The 20,433-nt window shown below is 40.8% G+C and carries 12 protein-coding genes and 1 CRISPR repeat array; of the genes, 9 read left to right on the top strand and 3 right to left on the bottom strand.

The genetic code is table 11. The annotated features are described in order from the left end of the window. The first annotated feature begins 85 nt into the window (after nt 1-85). From ureG to AC504W_RS09320, 6 genes are all read left to right on the top strand, one after another. Nucleotides 86-682, top strand: coding sequence for an urease accessory protein UreG (ureG, locus tag AC504W_RS09345; protein WP_494877516.1), 597 nt, complete (start codon nt 86-88; stop codon nt 680-682). 539 nt (nt 683-1,221) lie between these two features. Then, nucleotides 1,222-7,911, top strand: coding sequence for a HAMP domain-containing protein (locus AC504W_RS09340; protein ID WP_494877515.1), 6,690 nt, complete (start codon nt 1,222-1,224; stop codon nt 7,909-7,911). 171 nt (nt 7,912-8,082) lie between these two features. Continuing rightward, on the top strand, nt 8,083-8,196 hold the full coding sequence (locus AC504W_RS09335; RefSeq protein WP_494877514.1) for a DUF6888 family protein: 114 nt from the start codon (nt 8,083-8,085) through the stop codon (nt 8,194-8,196). Next, nucleotides 8,193-8,393: a DUF6887 family protein gene (locus AC504W_RS09330; protein WP_096575805.1), complete on the top strand. Its 201-nt coding sequence runs from the start codon at nt 8,193-8,195 to the stop codon at nt 8,391-8,393. The genes AC504W_RS09335 and AC504W_RS09330 overlap by 4 nt, the downstream gene beginning before the upstream one ends. Nucleotides 8,394-8,495: 102 nt before the next feature. Continuing rightward, nucleotides 8,496-11,971: direct repeats of the CRISPR family, unit length 37 nt; unit sequence GTTTCAATCCCTAATAGGGATTAGTTTAAATTGCAAT. 382 nt (nt 11,972-12,353) lie between these two features. Further along, nucleotides 12,354-13,319, top strand: a complete 966-nt coding sequence (locus AC504W_RS09325) for an acetamidase/formamidase family protein (RefSeq protein WP_494877513.1) — start codon at nt 12,354-12,356, stop codon at nt 13,317-13,319. A 25-nt stretch (nt 13,320-13,344) separates the two neighbouring features. After that, nucleotides 13,345-13,716: a sulfite exporter TauE/SafE family protein gene (locus AC504W_RS09320; protein ID WP_096575809.1), complete on the top strand. Its 372-nt coding sequence runs from the start codon at nt 13,345-13,347 to the stop codon at nt 13,714-13,716. Between the two features lie 93 nt (nt 13,717-13,809). Here AC504W_RS09320 and AC504W_RS09315 read toward each other — a convergent pair whose 3' ends face one another. After that, nucleotides 13,810-15,060, bottom strand: a complete 1,251-nt coding sequence (locus AC504W_RS09315) for an HhoA/HhoB/HtrA family serine endopeptidase (protein ID WP_494877512.1) — start codon at nt 15,058-15,060, stop codon at nt 13,810-13,812. A gap of 547 nt (nt 15,061-15,607) precedes the next feature. Between AC504W_RS09315 and AC504W_RS09310 the strand changes: the two genes are divergently transcribed. Both AC504W_RS09310 and AC504W_RS09305 read left to right on the top strand, forming a co-directional pair. Further along, nucleotides 15,608-17,284, top strand: coding sequence for an alpha-amylase family glycosyl hydrolase (locus tag AC504W_RS09310; protein WP_494877511.1), 1,677 nt, complete (start codon nt 15,608-15,610; stop codon nt 17,282-17,284). A gap of 71 nt (nt 17,285-17,355) precedes the next feature. Continuing rightward, nucleotides 17,356-18,099: a hypothetical protein gene (locus tag AC504W_RS09305; RefSeq protein WP_494877510.1), complete on the top strand. Its 744-nt coding sequence runs from the start codon at nt 17,356-17,358 to the stop codon at nt 18,097-18,099. Between the two features lie 170 nt (nt 18,100-18,269). Here AC504W_RS09305 and asnS read toward each other — a convergent pair whose 3' ends face one another. Continuing rightward, nucleotides 18,270-19,661: an asparagine--tRNA ligase gene (gene asnS, locus AC504W_RS09300; protein ID WP_494877509.1), complete on the bottom strand. Its 1,392-nt coding sequence runs from the start codon at nt 19,659-19,661 to the stop codon at nt 18,270-18,272. Nucleotides 19,662-19,663: 2 nt separating this feature from the next. Further along, nucleotides 19,664-20,032, bottom strand: coding sequence for a sll0565 family protein (locus tag AC504W_RS09295; RefSeq protein ID WP_494877508.1), 369 nt, complete (start codon nt 20,030-20,032; stop codon nt 19,664-19,666). 77 nt (nt 20,033-20,109) lie between these two features. On the opposite strand from AC504W_RS09295, the gene AC504W_RS09290 reads away from it, so the two are divergent. Next, nucleotides 20,110-20,385, top strand: coding sequence for a DUF6439 family protein (locus AC504W_RS09290; protein WP_494877507.1), 276 nt, complete (start codon nt 20,110-20,112; stop codon nt 20,383-20,385). Nucleotides 20,386-20,433: the final 48 nt, after the last annotated feature.

The following is a 20,433-nucleotide window of genomic DNA, read 5'->3' as shown; positions in this document are numbered from 1 at the left end:
AGGGAGTTAAATAAGATAGATGCAAAGACGCAGTGAGGTAATAAAAGACAAAGGACTATTGACCATTGACTAGTGACTATTGACTATGACTGCATTTCGAGTAGGTGTTGCTGGCCCTGTAGGTTCGGGGAAGACGGCTTTAGTGGATGCTTTATGTAAGGAGTTGCGCGATCGCTATCATCTTGCTGTGGTGACGAATGATATTTATACTCAAGAGGATGCACAGTTTTTAGTACGTTCTCAGGCTTTAGCAAGCGATCGCATTTTGGGTGTGGAAACTGGCGGTTGTCCCCATACAGCGATTCGTGAAGATGCTTCAATGAATTTAGCCGCAATTGAACAGTTAGAAGAACGTTTTAATAATTTAGATATAGTCTTTTTAGAAAGTGGTGGTGATAATTTAGCCGCTACCTTCAGTCCAGAATTAGTAGATTTAACAATTTACGTTATTGATGTGGCTGCTGGTGATAAAATTCCTCGTAAAGGTGGGCCAGGAATTACCAAGTCTGATTTATTAGTCATTAATAAAACTGACCTTGCACCATTCGTAGGCGCAGATTTAAGCGTGATGGAAAAAGATACGAAAAGAATGCGCGGTGATAAACCTTTTATCTTTACTAATTTAAAAACTCAATCAGGACTAGCTGATGTGATTCGTTTTGTTAGTAAACATATCGCTTGAAAATTTTACATTTTTTAATTTATCAATACACCAACGCAAAAGAACTCTGCGTCGGCAGTCGCTGATGGGGGAAACCCCCAAGATCGCGCTGCCTCAACTTTGCGCTGACCCTTGCGTCCCTCTGCGTTAAAAAAGATTCTCAAAATAACAAATTTATTGCTTCTTGCCCTCTATCTTTCGTTAGATAGAAATAATATCTTCCTCGTCCTCAAGTGAATTTAATTATAGAGTTACAATAATTGATAGCAATTAATAATTAATCTGGTATCTTAAAAATGATTTTTAGCTATCTTCAGCCAGAGTTTAGTTAGAAATTAGCAAAGCAATTCTATTCTTAAAAGCGCTTGTGCGAAAACATCAACTTACTCATCAAAGACACTGATTTTTTGTCGATGTCTTCATTAGGAATGGTTCTTAGGTAATTTAATTTGCATAATAACGCTCTTAAATAGCAGCGTACAGTATTTATTTCCTTGCCTAAATCAGTATCAGCCAGCAGCAGACTACAAAACTACTCTTAACTTCCCAAGGATATAGTAATGGCAACCGAACAGTTAACCAGAGAAAGCGACAATCTTGATTTAAAACAACTGCTGAAAACCTTAACTGCTGTTAAAAAAGGTGACTTTTCGGTTCGGATGTCCGTAGACCAAACTGGTCTAGCTGGTAAAATAGCTGACACGCTCAACGATATTATTGACCAGAATGAGCGCATGGCATTAGAGTTACAGCGCATTGGGAATGTTGTTGGGAAAGAAGGCAAAATTACTGAACGCGCCACTATGGGAACTGTGCGCGGTTCTTGGTCAGATTGTGTTAATTCTGTCAATACTCTAATTACAGATTTAGTCCAACCTACAGCCGAGACTACACGGGTGATTCGGGCAGTAGCCAATGGCGATTTGTCTCAAACCATCCCCACAGAAATAGATGGCAAAGCCCTCAAAGGCGAGTTTCTCCAAACAGCCAACATCGTCAACACAATGGTGGAACGTCTGGGTTCCTTTGCATCAGAAGTAACACGGGTGGCGCGGGAAGTCGGAACAGAAGGGAAACTGGGCGTACAAGCAGAAGTTAAAGGTGTGGCAGGTACATGGAAAGACCTCACCGACAACGTGAACTTGATGGCGGGGAACTTGACAGGACAAGTACGGAACATCGCCGAAGTTGCAACAGCAATCGCCAATGGTGACTTATCGAAGAAAATTACTGTTAACGTCAAAGGCGAAATTCTGGAACTGAAAAACACCGTCAATACAATGGTGGATCAACTCAACTCCTTTGCATCAGAAGTAACCAGGGTAGCGCGGGAAGTAGGAACAGAAGGTAAATTAGGTGTACAAGCAGAAGTGCGTGGTGTGGCGGGTACATGGAAAGACCTCACCGACAACGTGAACTTGATGGCGGGAAATTTGACAGGACAGGTGCGGAATATTGCCGAAGTTGCAACAGCGATCGCGAATGGTGATTTATCAAAGAAAATTACTGTAGATGTAAAAGGTGAAATTCTCGAACTGAAAAACACCATCAATATCATGGTGGATCAACTCAGTTCATTTGTGTCAGAAGTAACCAGAGTTGCTAGGGAAGTAGGTAGTGAAGGAAAGTTAGGTGTACAAGCAGATGTCAAAGGTGTAGCAGGTACGTGGAAAGATTTGACTGACTCTGTGAACTTCATGGCGGGAAGTTTGACAGCCCAAGTGCGGAACATCGCGGAAGTGACGACGGCGGTGGCGAATGGCGACTTGTCGAAGAAAATCACGGTGGATGTAAAAGGTGAGATTTTGGAGTTGAAAAACACCATCAATACAATGGTGGATCAACTCAACTCCTTTGCATCTGAGGTAACGCGGGTTGCTAGGGAAGTGGGAACGGAAGGAAAACTGGGTGTACAAGCAGAAGTTCGAGGTGTGGCGGGTACGTGGAAAGACCTCACCGACAACGTGAACTTAATGGCGGGGAACCTGACAGGACAGGTGCGGAACATTGCAGAAGTTGCAACAGCGATCGCGAATGGTGACTTGTCGAAGAAAATTACTGTAGATGTGAAGGGCGAAATTTTTGAACTCAAAAACACCATCAATATCATGGTGGATCAACTGAGTTCCTTTGCATCAGAAGTAACCAGGGTTGCCAGGGAAGTAGGAAGTGAAGGGAAACTGGGTGTACAAGCAGATGTCCGAGGTGTAGCCGGAACGTGGAAAGATTTGACAGATTCAGTGAACTTCATGGCGGGAAGCTTGACAGCCCAAGTGCGGAACATCGCGGAAGTAACAACGGCGGTGGCAAATGGTGACTTGTCCAAGAAAATCACCGTGGATGTCAAAGGTGAAATCTTGGAGTTGAAAAACACCATCAACACAATGGTGGATCAACTTAACTCCTTCGCGTCGGAAGTAACGCGGGTGGCGCGAGAAGTAGGAAGTGAAGGAAAGTTAGGTGTACAAGCAGAAGTTCGAGGCGTTGCGGGAACGTGGAAAGATTTGACGGACTCTGTGAACTTCATGGCAGGAAGTTTGACGGCGCAGGTGCGGAACATCGCTGATGTAACGACGGCGGTGGCGAATGGTGACTTGTCGAAGAAAATTACTGTAGATGTTAAAGGTGAAATTCTGGAACTGAAAAACACCATCAACACAATGGTGGATCAACTGAGTTCCTTTGCATCAGAAGTAACGCGGGTTGCCCGTGAAGTGGGTACAGAAGGAAAGTTAGGTGTACAAGCAGAAGTGCGAGGCGTTGCCGGAACGTGGAAAGACTTGACAGGTGCGGTGAATATGATGGCAGGAAACCTCACCGACCAAGTAAGAAGCATTGCGGAAGTTGCAACAGCGATCGCGAATGGTGACTTGTCGAAGAAAATCACCGTCCAAGTTAAAGGTGAAATTCTCGAACTGAAAAACACCATCAATATCATGGTGGATCAGTTAAACTCCTTCGCATCTGAGGTAACAAGGGTTGCAAGGGAAGTAGGTAGTGAAGGAAAACTGGGCGTACAAGCAGATGTGAAAGGTGTAGCCGGAACGTGGAAAGACCTCACCGATTCTGTAAACTTTATGGCGGGAAGTTTGACAGCCCAAGTACGAAACATCGCAGCGGTGACGACGGCGGTGGCGAATGGCGACTTATCCAAGAAAATCTCTGTTGATGTTAAAGGTGAAATTCTCGAACTGAAAAACACCGTCAACACGATGGTGGATCAGCTGAACTCCTTCGCCTCGGAAGTAACGCGGGTTGCTAGGGAAGTGGGAACGGAAGGAAAACTGGGTGTACAAGCAGAAGTAAAAGGCGTGGCGGGTACGTGGAAAGACCTCACCGACAGTGTGAACTTCATGGCGGGAAGCTTGACAGCCCAGGTGCGGAACATCGCGGATGTAACGACGGCGGTGGCAAATGGCGACTTGTCCAAAAAAATCACCGTGGATGTTAAAGGCGAGATTCTCGAACTGAAAAACACCATCAATACAATGGTGGATCAACTCAACTCCTTCGCATCGGAAGTAACGCGGGTAGCGCGGGAGGTGGGAACGGAAGGTAAATTGGGTGTACAAGCCTACGTCCGCGGGGTTGGCGGTACATGGAAAGACCTCACCGATAACGTGAACTCAATGGCGGGTAATCTGACAGCCCAGGTGCGGAACATCGCGGAAGTAACGAAGGCGGTGGCGAATGGTGACTTGTCGAAGAAAATCACTGTAGATGTAAAAGGTGAAATTCTCGACTTGAAAAACACCATCAACACAATGGTGGATCAACTCAGTTCCTTCGCATCAGAAGTAACGCGGGTGGCGCGGGAGGTGGGAACGGAAGGAAAGTTAGGTGGTCAAGCCTTGGTGCAAGGGGTCGCTGGTACATGGAAAGACCTCACAGATAATGTGAACTCGATGGCGGGTAACTTAACAGCCCAGGTGCGAGGGATTGCAAGAGTTGTGACTGCCGTAGCGAATGGTGACTTGAAGCGGAAATTAATGCTAGATGCGAAAGGTGAAATCGAAACCTTGGCAGAAACCATCAACGAAATGATTGATACTCTAGCGACCTTTGCCAATCAGGTAACAACCGTAGCGCGGGAAGTGGGAATAGAAGGAAAGTTAGGGGGTCAAGCTAAGGTTCCAGGTGCAGCCGGAACGTGGAAAGACTTGACAGACAATGTAAACGAACTGGCGGCGACACTCACAACTCAGCTACGGGCGATCGCAGAAGTAGCGACGGCGGTAACAAAAGGCGATTTAACCCGGTCAATTTCCGTAGAAGCACTAGGTGAAGTGGCAATCCTGAAAGACAACATCAACCAGATGATTGCCAACCTGCGCGAAACCACCCAAAAGAACACCGAACAAGACTGGTTAAAGACCAACCTTGCCAAATTTACCCGAATGCTGCAAGGTCAGCGCGACTTAGAAACCGTTTCCAAGTTAATTCTGTCGGAACTTGCACCATTGGTAGGCGCGCAACATGGCGTATTCTACTTAATGGATGCTGCCGAACAACAACAAGCATATCTGAAATTACTTAGCAGTTACGCATACCGTGAACGCAAACATCTAGCAAATCGTTTTCACTTAGGCGAAGGTTTGGTCGGACAATGTGCTTTGGAAAAAGAGCGAATTTTGTTAACAGAAGTCCCGATGGATTATGTCAAAATTAGTTCTGGTTTAGGTGAGTCCAGCCCACTCAATGCTGTAGTTTTACCCGTGTTATTTGAAGGACAAGTGACAGCAGTAATTGAACTCGCTTCCTTCCGCCGCTTTAGTGAGATTCATTTAACATTCTTCGATCAACTTACCGAAAGTATTGCGATCGTTCTCAACACCATCGCCGCTTCCATGCGTACCGAAGAATTGCTGAAACAGTCCCAATCTTTAGCCGAAGAACTGCAAACTCAGCAAAACGAACTCAAAGAAACCAACAAACGCCTCGAACAACAAGCCCAATCGCTGAAGACTTCGGAAGATTTACTCAGAACACAACAAGAAGAACTCCAGCAAACCAACGCCGAACTCGAAGAAAAAGCCGAGTTGTTAGCACAGCAAAAGAAAGAAGTTGAATGGAAAAACCGCGAAATTGAACAAGCCCGATTATCTTTAGAAGAAAAAGCTGCCCAACTCGCCCTATCATCCAAATACAAATCAGAATTTCTGGCGAATATGTCCCACGAACTGCGGACACCTTTAAATAGCCTGTTAATTTTGGCGAAGTTGTTGACAGATAACATCGATGGGAATCTCAGCACCAAACAAGTTGAATACAGCCGCACGATTTACTCCGCCGGGAATGACTTGTTAGCGCTGATTAATGACATCCTCGATTTGGCGAAAATTGAATCGGGAACCATGTCTATTGATATGTCCCAGATGTTAGTTACAGATTTGCGAGATCAAACCGATCGCACCTTCCGCCAAATCGCCCAAGACAAAGGACTCGGTTTCACCATTGAATTAGGTACTGAACTTCCCAAAGCAATTTATACTGACCCCAAACGTTTGCAACAAGTCCTGAAAAATCTTCTTTCCAACGCCTTTAAATTTACCGATCGCGGTGAAGTACGCTTGCAAATAGATGTCGCCAAGCAAGGATGGAGTATTAATCAAGAAACCTTGAACCGCGCCCCAATAGTAGTTGCCTTTTCTGTCATCGATACAGGTATTGGTATTGCCCCCGAAAAGCAAAAAGTGATTTTTGAAGCATTTCAACAAGCCGACGGCACTACTAGCCGCAAATACGGCGGTACAGGACTAGGCTTATCCATCAGCCGAGAAATTGCCCGTCTGTTTGGTGGAGAAATTACCTTAGTAAGTAGCCTAACTCAAGGCAGTACATTTACCTTCTACTTGCCACAATTCAATTCTGAGTCAACATTCACCACTCCTGAACCAACAACTCAACGAATGGTGACTCAGCCAGCAACCTTCAACACACAGCACACAACCACCTTAGCAGTCACTGAAATGCAGCCAACAGAGGTAGTTAATCCCGTTGCATCCCCAACACAGTGGCTGATCCCTAACTCCCAAGTGCCAATTTTAGAAGACGATCGCATTGATATCCAAAATGGCGATCGCATCTTGTTAATTGTCGAAGATGACATTCATTTTGCCCGCATCCTCTTAGAAATGGCACAGCAGCAAGGATTCAAAGTCCTCGCCGCCCAAAGTGGTAGCAATGGTTTAGCATTAGCCCAACAATTCCAACCTTTGGGGATTTTACTTGATATCCGCCTACCCGATATGGATGGTTGGACGGTGCTAGATCGCTTAAAACATGATCCAAATACCCGCCACATTCCTGTACATATAATGACCGTCGAAGAAGGCAAACGACGGAGTTTGCAACTAGGTGCATTAGCATATTTGCAAAAACCAGCCAGCAGCGAAAGTATATCTGAGGCTTTAAACAAAATTAAAGGTTTTGTAGAACGGCGGGTGAAGAATTTGCTGGTAGTTGAAGATGATGATACACAACGCCATAGCATTGTGGAGTTAATTGGTAATAGCGATGTTGCTACTACCGCCGTTGCTACTGGCGCAGAAGCCTTAGAAGCGATTAACACTCAACAATTTGATTGTCTGGTGCTAGATTTGGGGCTACCCGATATGAACGGGTTTGAACTGCTTCAGCAAATTAAACAACAGCCCAATGGTGAATCTTTACCCATCATTATTTACACAGGCATTGAATTGAGCAAATCCCAAGAATCAGAACTACGACGGATTACCGAAACAATTATCGTCAAAGATGTGCGATCGCCCGAACGTTTGCTTGATGAAACTACATTATTCTTACACCGAGTTCAAGCCGCTTTACCAGAACCCAAACGCCAAATACTCGAACAACTGCACTCTCGTGACTACATCCTGGCAAATAAAAAAGTATTAATTGTTGATGACGATGTCCGCAATATCTTTGCCTTGACCAGTATGCTAGAACGCTATCACATGCAGGTTATCTATGCAGAAAACGGCAGAGACGGTATCACATTGTTAGAAACTACACAAGATATTGATGTGGTGTTAATGGATGTGATGATGCCCGAAATGGATGGTTACGAGACAACCCGCTTAATTCGGCAAAATGAACGATTCAGAGCCTTACCAATTATTGCCCTCACCGCCAAAGCCATGCAAGGCGATCGCGAAAAGTGCATCGAATCCGGCGCATCAGATTACATCACCAAACCTGTAGATATTGAACAGTTACTTTCTTTATTACGCGTTTGGCTATATCGGTAAACTAACAGTAGATACACAGCACAGCAGCGTTGTTAAAGTTACTCATCAACTGTTGCTTCGCTGTGTGTTTATTTATTGCAGTTTACAATTATAATGAGCAACGCGCTTTATCCTACTTCAGAACAGACAAGAACGTGCTTTATCATTTGTCAAAATATTACGAGTTTGTTTTTGCCTATTTTTCTAGTCCGCATCGATGAACGTACTGGAAACATTTACATTCTGGCTGGGCAAGAAACAGGTATCTTAATTACACGCGATGGCAAATGGAGATACGAAGAATGACAAAACCAAACTTTGCAGCAATGAGTAAATCTGAGTTGAAAGCTTATTTGTTAAAACATCGCAACGATACTGAAGCTTTTCACGCTTTGATGGATAAAATCACATCTGAGCCGAATCAAACATTTTATACAGTTGAAGAGGTAGAAAAGCTAGAAGAATTAATTGAAGATAGAAGGCGCTTTCAAGAAAATAGTTAGTATAAAAAATGTAGGTTGGGTGCAGCAATAGCAAAACCCAGCAACCTCAAGCTGGCAATGTTAATAAGACTTACACAAAATCTCTTTTCGGCGAAACTTCAAGTTTCAATCCCTAATAGGGATTAGTTTAAATTGCAATACATGAAGAACGACTGGCATAATTTAAAGACTATAGTTTCAATCCCTAATAGGGATTAGTTTAAATTGCAATTGTTCAGGATTTATCATAACTATTTATTTTCCTACTTGTTTCAATCCCTAATAGGGATTAGTTTAAATTGCAATGATAACAAGGGGGGTTGTACCTACAGCTTTGGCAGTTTCAATCCCTAATAGGGATTAGTTTAAATTGCAATAAAGACCAGGCGCGATCGCTGGGTGTGCCGAACAGTTTCAATCCCTAATAGGGATTAGTTTAAATTGCAATTTCGTTATGGTCAACAGTAGCCTTGCTTAAGGGGTTTCAATCCCTAATAGGGATTAGTTTAAATTGCAATATGATATGTCTGCCATGTCTGCGTTTGGGAATGCGTTTCAATCCCTAATAGGGATTAGTTTAAATTGCAATACTTGGGTGAATGGAGTCGCGATCGCCTTAACTCGTTTCAATCCCTAATAGGGATTAGTTTAAATTGCAATAATCGCCCTTCACGAGATGCGATCGCTTGCAATTGTTTCAATCCCTAATAGGGATTAGTTTAAATTGCAATGGAGAGTATTCGTGTTGACCACACCTTATTGAAACTGTTTCAATCCCTAATAGGGATTAGTTTAAATTGCAATGGAGCAGGGGAGCGGAGGGGCGGAGGAGGAAGTTTCAATCCCTAATAGGGATTAGTTTAAATTGCAATATGCAGCCAGGAATAGGCATATTCTTCAACTCTTCAGTTTCAATCCCTAATAGGGATTAGTTTAAATTGCAATTGTGACAGGATTTTTTCGTGATATTCATCGCGCTTATTTGTTTCAATCCCTAATAGGGATTAGTTTAAATTGCAATTGCCTTACAGGCTAGAAATTCCTGATTATGCTTTGGTTTCAATCCCTAATAGGGATTAGTTTAAATTGCAATTTCCTATCCATCCTTTAATCGGATGAAATCGCAATATACCTGTTTCAATCCCTAATAGGGATTAGTTTAAATTGCAATCACTGCCCTATTAATTTTAAATACTTGTATATCCATCTCACAGTTTCAATCCCTAATAGGGATTAGTTTAAATTGCAATGATATCGCTTTGAATTTCTTGAATAAGATTATTAATTTTCGTTTCAATCCCTAATAGGGATTAGTTTAAATTGCAATCGCTCAAGAGAGTATCTCAGGCTTGGTGAAGTAGGTTTCAATCCCTAATAGGGATTAGTTTAAATTGCAATTTTGCTCAATGCCAGAGAATTTGCAAAAACATCAAAGGGTTTCAATCCCTAATAGGGATTAGTTTAAATTGCAATCTGTTAAGTCACAGTATCCAATTAGTATTTACGCGTTTCAATCCCTAATAGGGATTAGTTTAAATTGCAATCCGCCCCAGAAATCACTTGGTGCAAAAAATTTTGTTTCAATCCCTAATAGGGATTAGTTTAAATTGCAATACACATAGTCTTCGTATTTTAGTGTTACATCTGCGTGTTTCAATCCCTAATAGGGATTAGTTTAAATTGCAATAACATACTAGTGTATGAGAATAAGGTGTACTATGTGTCAGCTGTTTCAATCCCTAATAGGGATTAGTTTAAATTGCAATATCTAGGGTTATTTTGTTTTCTAGCCGTTGATATGTTTCAATCCCTAATAGGGATTAGTTTAAATTGCAATTAAATTCGGCATCACAGAGAGGTAAAAACGTTGTGTTTCAATCCCTAATAGGGATTAGTTTAAATTGCAATGGATCGCCTACTCCAGAGCCATCACTTTCACTCACAAGTTGTTTCAATCCCTAATAGGGATTAGTTTAAATTGCAATAGAGGCTCGTTCCGCACCATTCTGATAAGCTTAAGTGCGTTTCAATCCCTAATAGGGATTAGTTTAAATTGCAATTCAATATCAGGAATATTGTAAGTAGCTTTAACTGTTTCAATCCCTAATAGGGATTAGTTTAAATTGCAATCTCAGCGGCGAGATAACTATCAATCGAATTGGCGTTTCAATCCCTAATAGGGATTAGTTTAAATTGCAATTCTAAGTCCTTATTTTGAAGGCGAGTTTCAGGCAACTGCTCGTTTCAATCCCTAATAGGGATTAGTTTAAATTGCAATCAATTCAATCAAATGTTTTATTGGACAATAATGTTGTTTCAATCCCTAATAGGGATTAGTTTAAATTGCAATTTAGGCGATATCGACCGAGCATCACGGCTAAACTTTCAGTTTCAATCCCTAATAGGGATTAGTTTAAATTGCAATTTTATAGCCAATTGCCCCCAGGCTGGCAGGATATGAGAGCGTTTCAATCCCTAATAGGGATTAGTTTAAATTGCAATTTTGTGCCAAGCAATGAATAAATCGATACTGTCTGTTTCAATCCCTAATAGGGATTAGTTTAAATTGCAATTAAAATGTATTGTTCATATTCATTGAGTGTTTGCATGTTTCAATCCCTAATAGGGATTAGTTTAAATTGCAATTGTGTTTTGGGAAGAATTAAACCAGTGAGAAGTTGTTTCAATCCCTAATAGGGATTAGTTTAAATTGCAATCACAGTCAGCAATTAAACGCTTATGCAAGTGCAAAAAAAATGTTTCAATCCCTAATAGGGATTAGTTTAAATTGCAATAATAGTAAATTTCTCTTTGGTCATTAGTCATAAGTTTCAATCCCTAATAGGGATTAGTTTAAATTGCAATTGAGTTTAAAAGTTGAGAATAGCCCAAAACTCTGAAGTTTCAATCCCTAATAGGGATTAGTTTAAATTGCAATCAATCGTGCTGTCAGATTTTCCCGCCCCAAATTTCTGAATTGTTTCAATCCCTAATAGGGATTAGTTTAAATTGCAATCTGATTATGCGGGTCAAGTGGTGGCGGTCGTTGGCTACAACCGTGTTTCAATCCCTAATAGGGATTAGTTTAAATTGCAATTTCCCCCTCAGCCCTTGGGGCTTTTGCCCCTAATGTCAAATTTAGTTTCAATCCCTAATAGGGATTAGTTTAAATTGCAATTTTGCTTGCGGATTTTAGAATATTCCGAGTCAGTCAAGTTTCAATCCCTAATAGGGATTAGTTTAAATTGCAATTCCTAGATGAAGATGGTAATCCAGAAGTTCGCGTTTCAATCCCTAATAGGGATTAGTTTAAATTGCAATTTTATCGAAAATACTAAAGAATTTCCGACTGTTTCAATCCCTAATAGGGATTAGTTTAAATTGCAATAATATTTCAAAAATACACCAGCAGATAGCTTAGAGTTTCAATCCCTAATAGGGATTAGTTTAAATTGCAATATGAGAGTCTGGTTATACAATTCTCTTGGCACGTTTCAATCCCTAATAGGGATTAGTTTAAATTGCAATACGGCGATTACCACTTCTTCTTCCAGAATTGCATGTTTCAATCCCTAATAGGGATTAGTTTAAATTGCAATCGCTGGAGCCGGAAAAGCTTACTGTATTTAGTTTTCAAGGTGCAGTTTCGCGGATGGGTTAATTTTAACACGCTGAAAAGTCAATTAATTTGCGGTAAATAGCTGAAATACTTGCTGTGTAACGTTCGCGGATTATTTTAATTAAATTTTTCTGCAAAAGCTTGTACTCCAAGGAATCCAGCCATTATTTTTCTAGAGCGATTTTGTACACCTACCCATCCGCGCATTTTGAGGAATTGTTGAGCGTGGTGTTCATATATCTGACTTCTCCAGAAAGTCAGGCATCTAGATATTACATCAAGATTTGACAGCTTAAAATACACGAGTAAATGAAACAGTTAATCCGCTATCCTAAGCAATAATCTGGAAAACAATAGCGGTAATGACTCACCACAGTTTAAAAGCGACCAAAAAAACAGTACATCTTGGTGGTTTCTCCCATTTATTAACACCAGCACTCACTATTGATTCTGGTGACACCATTGATGTTGAAACCTTCACAGGTTACTACATTTATGACAAAGCGCCACCAGAATTTATCACCCCAGAATTTGTGGATATCTGCCAAAATCTGCCAGATGAACGGAAAATAGCTGGAGGGCCGCATTTACTTACAGGGCCGATTTATGTGCGCGATGCCGAACCAGGAGATGTATTAGAAGTAAAATTAGAAGCGATCGCCCCACGTTTACCAATTGGCTTTAATGCTATTCGTCCAGGTTGGGGAGCTTTACCAGAACATTTTACCCAGCCTGCATTGAGATTCATTCCCCTAGATTTAGCTAATAATATTGCAGAATTTCCTGCCAATAGCGGCATCAAAATTCCCCTCAAACCCTTTTTTGGTATCCTGGGGGTTGCAACTCCTACAAGCGATCGCAATTCTATTCCCCCCGGTAATTATGGCGGTAACATCGATAACCGTGAACTCCAAGCAGGTTCGCGGATATTTTTACCAATTTACGTGCCTGGGGCATTGTTTTCTCTTGGTGATGGACATTCTGCACAAGGAGATGGAGAAGTAAATGTTACCGCTATTGAAACCTCTATGAACGGTAAAATCTCCCTCAAACTTCGCAAAGATTTGTCCCTAACAACACCCATCGCCGAAACCCCCACAGATATCATTACAATGGGCTTTGCTGCAACTTTAGATGCAGCCCTAGAACAAGCTTTAAAAAATATGATTGATTTTTTGAAGCATTTTGCCAATTTATCAGCAGAAGATGCTTATGTTTTGTGTAGTTTAGCTGTAAATTTTCGCATCACCCAAGTTGTGAACAGTCCTCAAAAAGGAGTTCACGGGATGTTACCCAAATCAATCTTGTCCCCTAAAATTATTTTGTGATTCAACACAAAACAAAGATTTTTGTATGTCAAATATTCTTGTACAAATGCTACTCATTGGTTTAGCTGCTGGCGTTGCTGGTGGGATGTTTGGTATTGGTGGCGGTGCAATTATGGTGCCAGCAATGGTACTTTTGCTAGGAATGGATCAAAAATTTGCCACAGGAACTTCCATCGCCGCCCAAATTTTACCCATTGGGATTTTAGGCGCAGCAGTTTACCATCGTAGCGGTAACATCAACATCAAATATGCGGTGATGATTGCCCTTGGTTTAGTAGTAGGCAACCTCTTTGGTGCATTATTTGCTAATCAGCCGTTTATTAGCAGTGAAACCATGAAAAAATTATATGGCATCTTTTTATTGCTCATAGGTGCAAGATATTTGTTCTTCCGTTAATCATTTAGTTCACACAAGGGTGAAGGATGTACGCGATTTTTCACTTACACCCTTACACCCAGCCTCAATCAATAAACAAGTGTGCTTAAACTTCTACTGCACCTGAGATGGAAAAGCACCAGGACGCACGGACAAATTCAATGTTTGTCCATTACGGCGTAACTCTAAGCGCAAATCTCCGCCAATTCGACTTTTATCAACTGCTTTCTGGACACTCTCAGCGTCTGTAACAGCGTTACCTTCGAGTTTTTGAATAACATCACCCGCACGTAGTCCGGCTTTTGCGGCTGGTGAATTAGGCAGAACTTTCACAACTAAAACACCTTTATCTTCATTAATACTCAAACCACTATTGGGATCAGAATTAATATTTTGTTTTAGTTGTGGTGTTAATCCAATCATCTGAATTCCCAGGTAAGGATGCTCAACTTTACCTGTAGAGATCAGTTGATTAGCAATGCGTTGTGCTGTAGCGATAGGAATAGCAAAACCTATACCTTGCGCTCCTTGAATAATAGCTGTATTCATCGCAATTACTTCACCACGGGCATTGAGTAGCGGCCCGCCAGAGTTACCAGGATTAATTGCTGCATCAGTTTGAATAAAATCTACACGCTTATCAGATGCACCAATTTGATTACTACTGCGTCCAGTAGCGCTGATGATACCTGTAGTTACTGTATTATCTAATCCTAAGGGATTGCCGATCGCGATCGCCCATTCTCCTGGTTGCAATTGGTCGGAGTTACCCACGGTGACAGTCGGCAAATTGCTGGCTTGAATTTTGACAACCGCTACATCAGTTAATTCATCTTTTCCTAAAACCTTACCTTGAAAACTCCGCCCATCCTTGAGGATGACTGTCACTGTATCAGCACCATCAACAACGTGAGCATTAGTCAAAATCTGACCATCACCGCTGATAATAAACCCAGAACCAGTACCGCGCTCTACTCTTTCTTGAGCTTCTGGTAGTTGTGAACCAAAAAAGCGGCGTAACAATGGGTCGTTGAATTCTTCTGGTAATTGACTTTTTACAGTACGGGAAGAATTAATTCGCACGACTGCTGGCCCTACCTTCTGTACCACCTGAGTCACAAAATTAGGGTCTGTACCAGCCACGATAGGCGGTGCAGCATTAACTCGACTCAAGGCCAAATTCGATGCACTTTCCGACACCTGCGACTTATGGTTAGCAAGATAACCACCTGTCAAGGTCATACCAGATCCTAGCAACACTAGCGATAGAGAAGCTGCTGCTTTCTTCCAAGACGCTTGTTTGCGGTATTTGGTATCTAAATTGCTATTTAATGGGTTATTTCCGTCTGGTATTTGATTTTGCATTGCTGTCTGAAAAGTTGTTTGAATCTATTACTAATGTAGACAGCGTTTATTACACTTTTGTTACAGCGCTATAGCATTAATGTGAAAATGTGAAAATTTTCCTAGTTAGGAGCCTTGATTCGAGTGTTTTACGGCTATTAAAGGATTTGGGTGTTTGATATCATGTCCGGCAAATCAGCTATGATTCAACACATCTGTGCAGAAAGACAAAATTCTTTCTCCCCCTGCTCCCTGCCCCCTGCCCCCTGCGGTTTTGATGATAAGTCTTTTACCGGACATGATATGAGAGTGTGAGTCTTAGCCATGTATTACGCGCTGTGATACAAAGACTCGACTCTTTGAGATAGTGTAATTCACTCACTTAAAATCTGGTGCGATCGCAAATCCCAGTACTTCAGATTTTTGCTTGCTGAGAAACTATTATCTCTATCTTAGGAAATTAAGCCTTTTGACTCATTGTTATTTCTTATAACTTCCGAAAGAAGCTTTTATTGATTCTAAAGTCCAGAATTAATAAATATTATTTTGGCAAATATATCTAACTAAAATGGCAAATTTAATTGAATTTAAATTATTTGCTCCTCGGAATGAACAGGCAAGTTTAATCGGCTCTTTTTCTGACTGGCAAGATATACCATTAGAAAAAAACGAAAATGGCTATTTCCAGACTCAAATATCATTAGCAGATGGAATTTACTCATATAAATTTCGAGTGCAAACAAAAAGTCCTCAGTTTCAACTTAATAAATGGGTAGATGTAATTGATCCCTACGCTACAGATATTGATGAAGCCAGAGAATATGGTGTAATGCGGATTAAAAATGGTGAACGAGTTATTGACACCTATATTTGGCAACATGATGATCATCCCTTGCCACGAAATGAAGAATTAGTCATATATGAATTGCATATTGCAGACTTTACTGGCGATGAAAGTGAGCCTGATAAACGGGGTAAATATTTAGGAGCGATCGCCAAACTAGATTATCTTTGTGAACTAGGCATCAATGCAATTGAATTAATGCCAGTAAATGAATATCCTGGTGATTATAATTGGGGTTATAAAGTTCGCCATTTCTTTGCTACTGAATCTAGTTATGGAACTACAGAAGATTTAAAGCAGTTTATTGATGAATGTCATAGTAGAGGCATTCGGGTTTTTCTCGATGGAATTTACAATCACACAGATGAAGCATGTCCGTTAATGCTAATTGATAGAAATTATTGGTATTACGAACATAAACATTATCCTGAAGACCCTGATAATTACTGGGGGCCAGAGTTTAACTATAATAATTACGATAAAAAATTAAATATCAAACCTGCGTGGAAATACATTGGAGATGTAGTACAATTTTGGATTAAAGAGTACCATGTTGATGGTATTCGCTTTGATGCAGTGCGCCAATTAGCTAACTTTGAATTTTTAGAATGGTTGGCTCAACAAGCAAAACAAAGTGCCGCACCAAAACAGTTTTATAATATTGCCGAACACATTCCCGACACCAGCACTGTAGTCAAACCAGATGGGCCATTAGATGCTTGTTGGCATGAAAGTTTTCACTATTTTATAATTCCCCTAATTTGTGGAGACGAATTTGAATTAGAGGAAATTATTTCGGTATTAGATCCGAGAAAACAAGGTTATGCCACAAGCATAAATGTAATCAATTATTTAGCTACCCATGATCGTGAACGGCTATTGAGAGAATTAGGCGATCGCGGTATTTTTGGTAAAGAGACATTTACTAAAGCTAAATTAGCCGCCGTCATCCTTATGACAGCAATGGGTATACCTATGCTATGGATGGGGGATGAATTTGGTGAATATCAACAAAAAAGTAAAAGCGTAACTCAACCCAAAAAAATTAATTGGTCTTTACTCGCAAATGTCCAAAATTATGAGTTATTTCAGTATTATCAAAAACTCATTACTTTACGTCAACAAACTCCAGCTTTGCAAAGTGACAACATTGAGTTTTTTCACACCAATACTGAAGCTAAAGTCTTAGCATATATTCGTTGGCATAATCAAGGTTCTAAAGTTGCTGTAGTCCTCAACTTTTCTCATCAACATCTTATTGATTACGCCATTCCAGATTTTCCAATCACTGAATCTTGGTACGATTGGTGCGATAATTGTCAAATAAAAGTTAGCGAAGATACTTTATTAACTAATATCCCAGGCTATACCGCTAAGATATTCATTTCCCAATCACATTAACAATAAAATTGGCGCTGAGTAAATTTTTGTGTTATGGTGTCGGTTTTTACAGGGTTCCCTACTTCTAACTCATGATTAAGCGCCAACAATTTTCCCAATCTCTAGCCTTTTTATCTTTATTAGCAGCATTAGGAATTGATTTAATTATTCCTCAAGTTGTAGCCCAAACTAGTATCAAGACATCTTTCGCTAAAAGTGTAGCATTTACATGCAATGACAGCGAAACAAGCATCAAAGCCAAAAACGGGCCGAAGATATCTATTGGAAGCAAAAATATCTACATTGGTTATCAACAAGTATCATCTCAAAACAAAGATCCCCGCATCATTCGCTTTGATAACGGTGTAAAAAAATGGTGTCGTAGTGACTATGAAATCACTAATGATGATGGTACAGGTTACGGGTTGTTATGGGATGGGGGAAACGTTTTGTATGGCGTTTTCACTTCGACGGGTAGCCAAACTGGTAATGATTTTCGCCGCTTTGCTAAGAACGGTTGGTTATCTTCTTATGGTAGCGGTGGTGGTGCAAAAGTAGCCGTTATCGCCAGAATTAATCCTACCAATGGTAGTGTTTATTCTGCGACTTTTGTCACTGCTAAAAAACCGAATGATGGTAAAACTAACTCTTTAGCTATCACTAATTTGTCATGGAATGGCACAACTTTAAAAGTAATAGCAGATTCCTGGTGGAGTCCACGGCGTGCTGACAAAAATTCTATGACTTGCGCTGGTTCATCACCTTATAAATACACAGCAGTATTTACTAGTGATTTAACAAAGGTAAACTCGGCTACGGCTGTTAATTGTAGTTAAGAGGGTTAGAGGTTATAGGTGACAGGTTACAGGTGATAAAAAGGGGTGTGAGGGTTTTAAATACCTACATCCCTATGGATAAGTCAAAATTCAAAAGTAAGAGAATTTTTGACTTTTAACTTTTGAATTTTGACTTAATTTTGCCCCTACACCCTGTTTTATATTCCCGATTAAAACTCAGCATTTTGTGGTGTACGTGGGAAGGGAATAACATCACGAATATTCCCCATACCTGTCATGAATTGCACAAGTCTTTCAAAACCTAATCCAAACCCGGCGTGAGGTACAGTACCAAAACGCCGCAAGTCTAAATACCACCATAAATCTTCGGGTTTCATTCCTTGCGCTATCACCCGCCGTTCTAGCACATCTAAACGTTCTTCTCTCTGAGAACCGCCAATAATTTCTCCAATTTTGGGTGCGAGAATATCCATTGCGCGGACTGTTTTTTCATCGTCACTCAAACGCATATAAAAAGCTTTAATTTGCGCGGGATAATCTGTCACAATTACTGGCTTTTTAAACAATTGCTCTGCAAGATAGCGCTCATGTTCTGATTGTAAATCTAAGCCCCAACTCACAGGATAATCAAACTTAACATCAGCTTTTTCTAACAGCTTGATGGCCTCTGTATAAGTTAGGCGTTCAAATTGATTGTTAATAATATTTTCGGCTGTAGCTAAAACAGTATCATCAATGCGTTGGTTGAAAAATTCCATATCTTCAGGACATTTTTCTAACACATAATTAAAAATATGTTTGAGAAATGCCTCAGCTAAATCCATATCACCTTCTAAATCGCAAAATGCCATTTCTGGTTCAACCATCCAAAATTCTGCAAGGTGACGGGAGGTATTAGAATTTTCTGCACGGAAGGTGGGGCCGAAGGTATAGACGTTAGAAAAAGCCATCGCCATGACTTCTGCTTCTAACTGGCCACTAACTGTTAAGTATGTGGGTTTAGTAAAAAAGTCTTGGGTATAATCTATAGCTTGGTTGTCAGTGCGGGGAATATTTTTGAGATCTAAACTAGTAACGCTAAATAGTTCACCTGCACCTTCGCAATCACTGGCGGTGATAATGGGGGTGTGTACCCACAAAAAGCCACGTTCTTGGAAGAATTGGTGAATTGCTGTTGAACAAGCATTTCTGACACGGAAAACTGCGCCGAAGGAGTTGGTGCGCGATCGCAAATGTCCAATAGTACGCAAAAATTCAAATGAGTGGCGTTTCTTCTGCAAAGGATATGTTTCGGGATCAGCTTCACCGTAGACTTTCACCGTCTCGGCTTTCAATTCAATACGCTGTCCCTTTCCTTGAGAAGCCACTAGTACGCCATTAACTTCAACTGACGCACCTGTGTTCAGTTTTTTCAAAATTGCCTCAAATTCAGGCAAATCCTGATGGATGACAACTTGCAAATTCGCTAGTGATGAACCGTCATTGACTTCAATAAAAGCAAATCCTTTCAAGTCACGCTTTGTTCTTACCCAGCCTTGAACTACAAGAGACTCATCAGGTTGACCACTTCGCAATATTTCTGCAATTTGTCGATTTACCATATTTACCCAGCACAGGATTTTAATATCCAGCCTATGATAACGCCCATTCCACCAAAGCGGATGGCTTGCCAGAAAGGTTTTTTCAGGCTACGCCAAGAAAATAACCGACTTTCTAAATTAATTTCTAGCAATTCCAATTGCTTTTGAATTTGCTGTAACTCAGCTTTGATTTCTGGTGTTTGAGGTTTATTGTGTTTTAATTCTTGCTGACGTTGTTGCCATTCTGCCTTTTGCTCTTGATCGCTCTTGATTTGAGTGTATCGTTCTTTGATGGAGATCAGCGATCGCTCTACTTCTGCTAATTCTTGCTCAAAATCTGGTGATTGATTTTCTTCAGACGAAGAATTATGTGATTTTCTCGGCGGCTTCATTGACTGGTAGTAAATTAAGATTGATATAAGCTCTGCCAATAGTTAAAAGTTACTAGTCAATCCCCAAATTTATAGATATGGAATCTCTTAATCCTCCGCACTTAGAACTCAGCACTCTCGAATTAGCGCAAGCCCTCATGGAAAGACTAACAATCTCTCCTAACGATTGGCATCGCCTCAAGTCTAACCGCAATTCTCGCGCTAGTGAACAAGCCGCGGCGGCTCTTGTATTTCTCCTCAAAAACCAACCACAAGAAGCCCTCGCCCGCTTAGAACAAGCCACAGGCTGGCTAGATAAATCAATATCTGCGCCTCCATGTCCAACTCATGGACATAAGGAACAAGGAATCTAAAAGTTAAAAGGTAAAAGTTTTGGTTCTTTTATAGCTGTAGCCAACTTC

It is taken from the genome of Nostoc sp. C96 (assembly GCF_059384975.1).
This window is presented reverse-complemented; position numbering and strand designations above follow the sequence as displayed.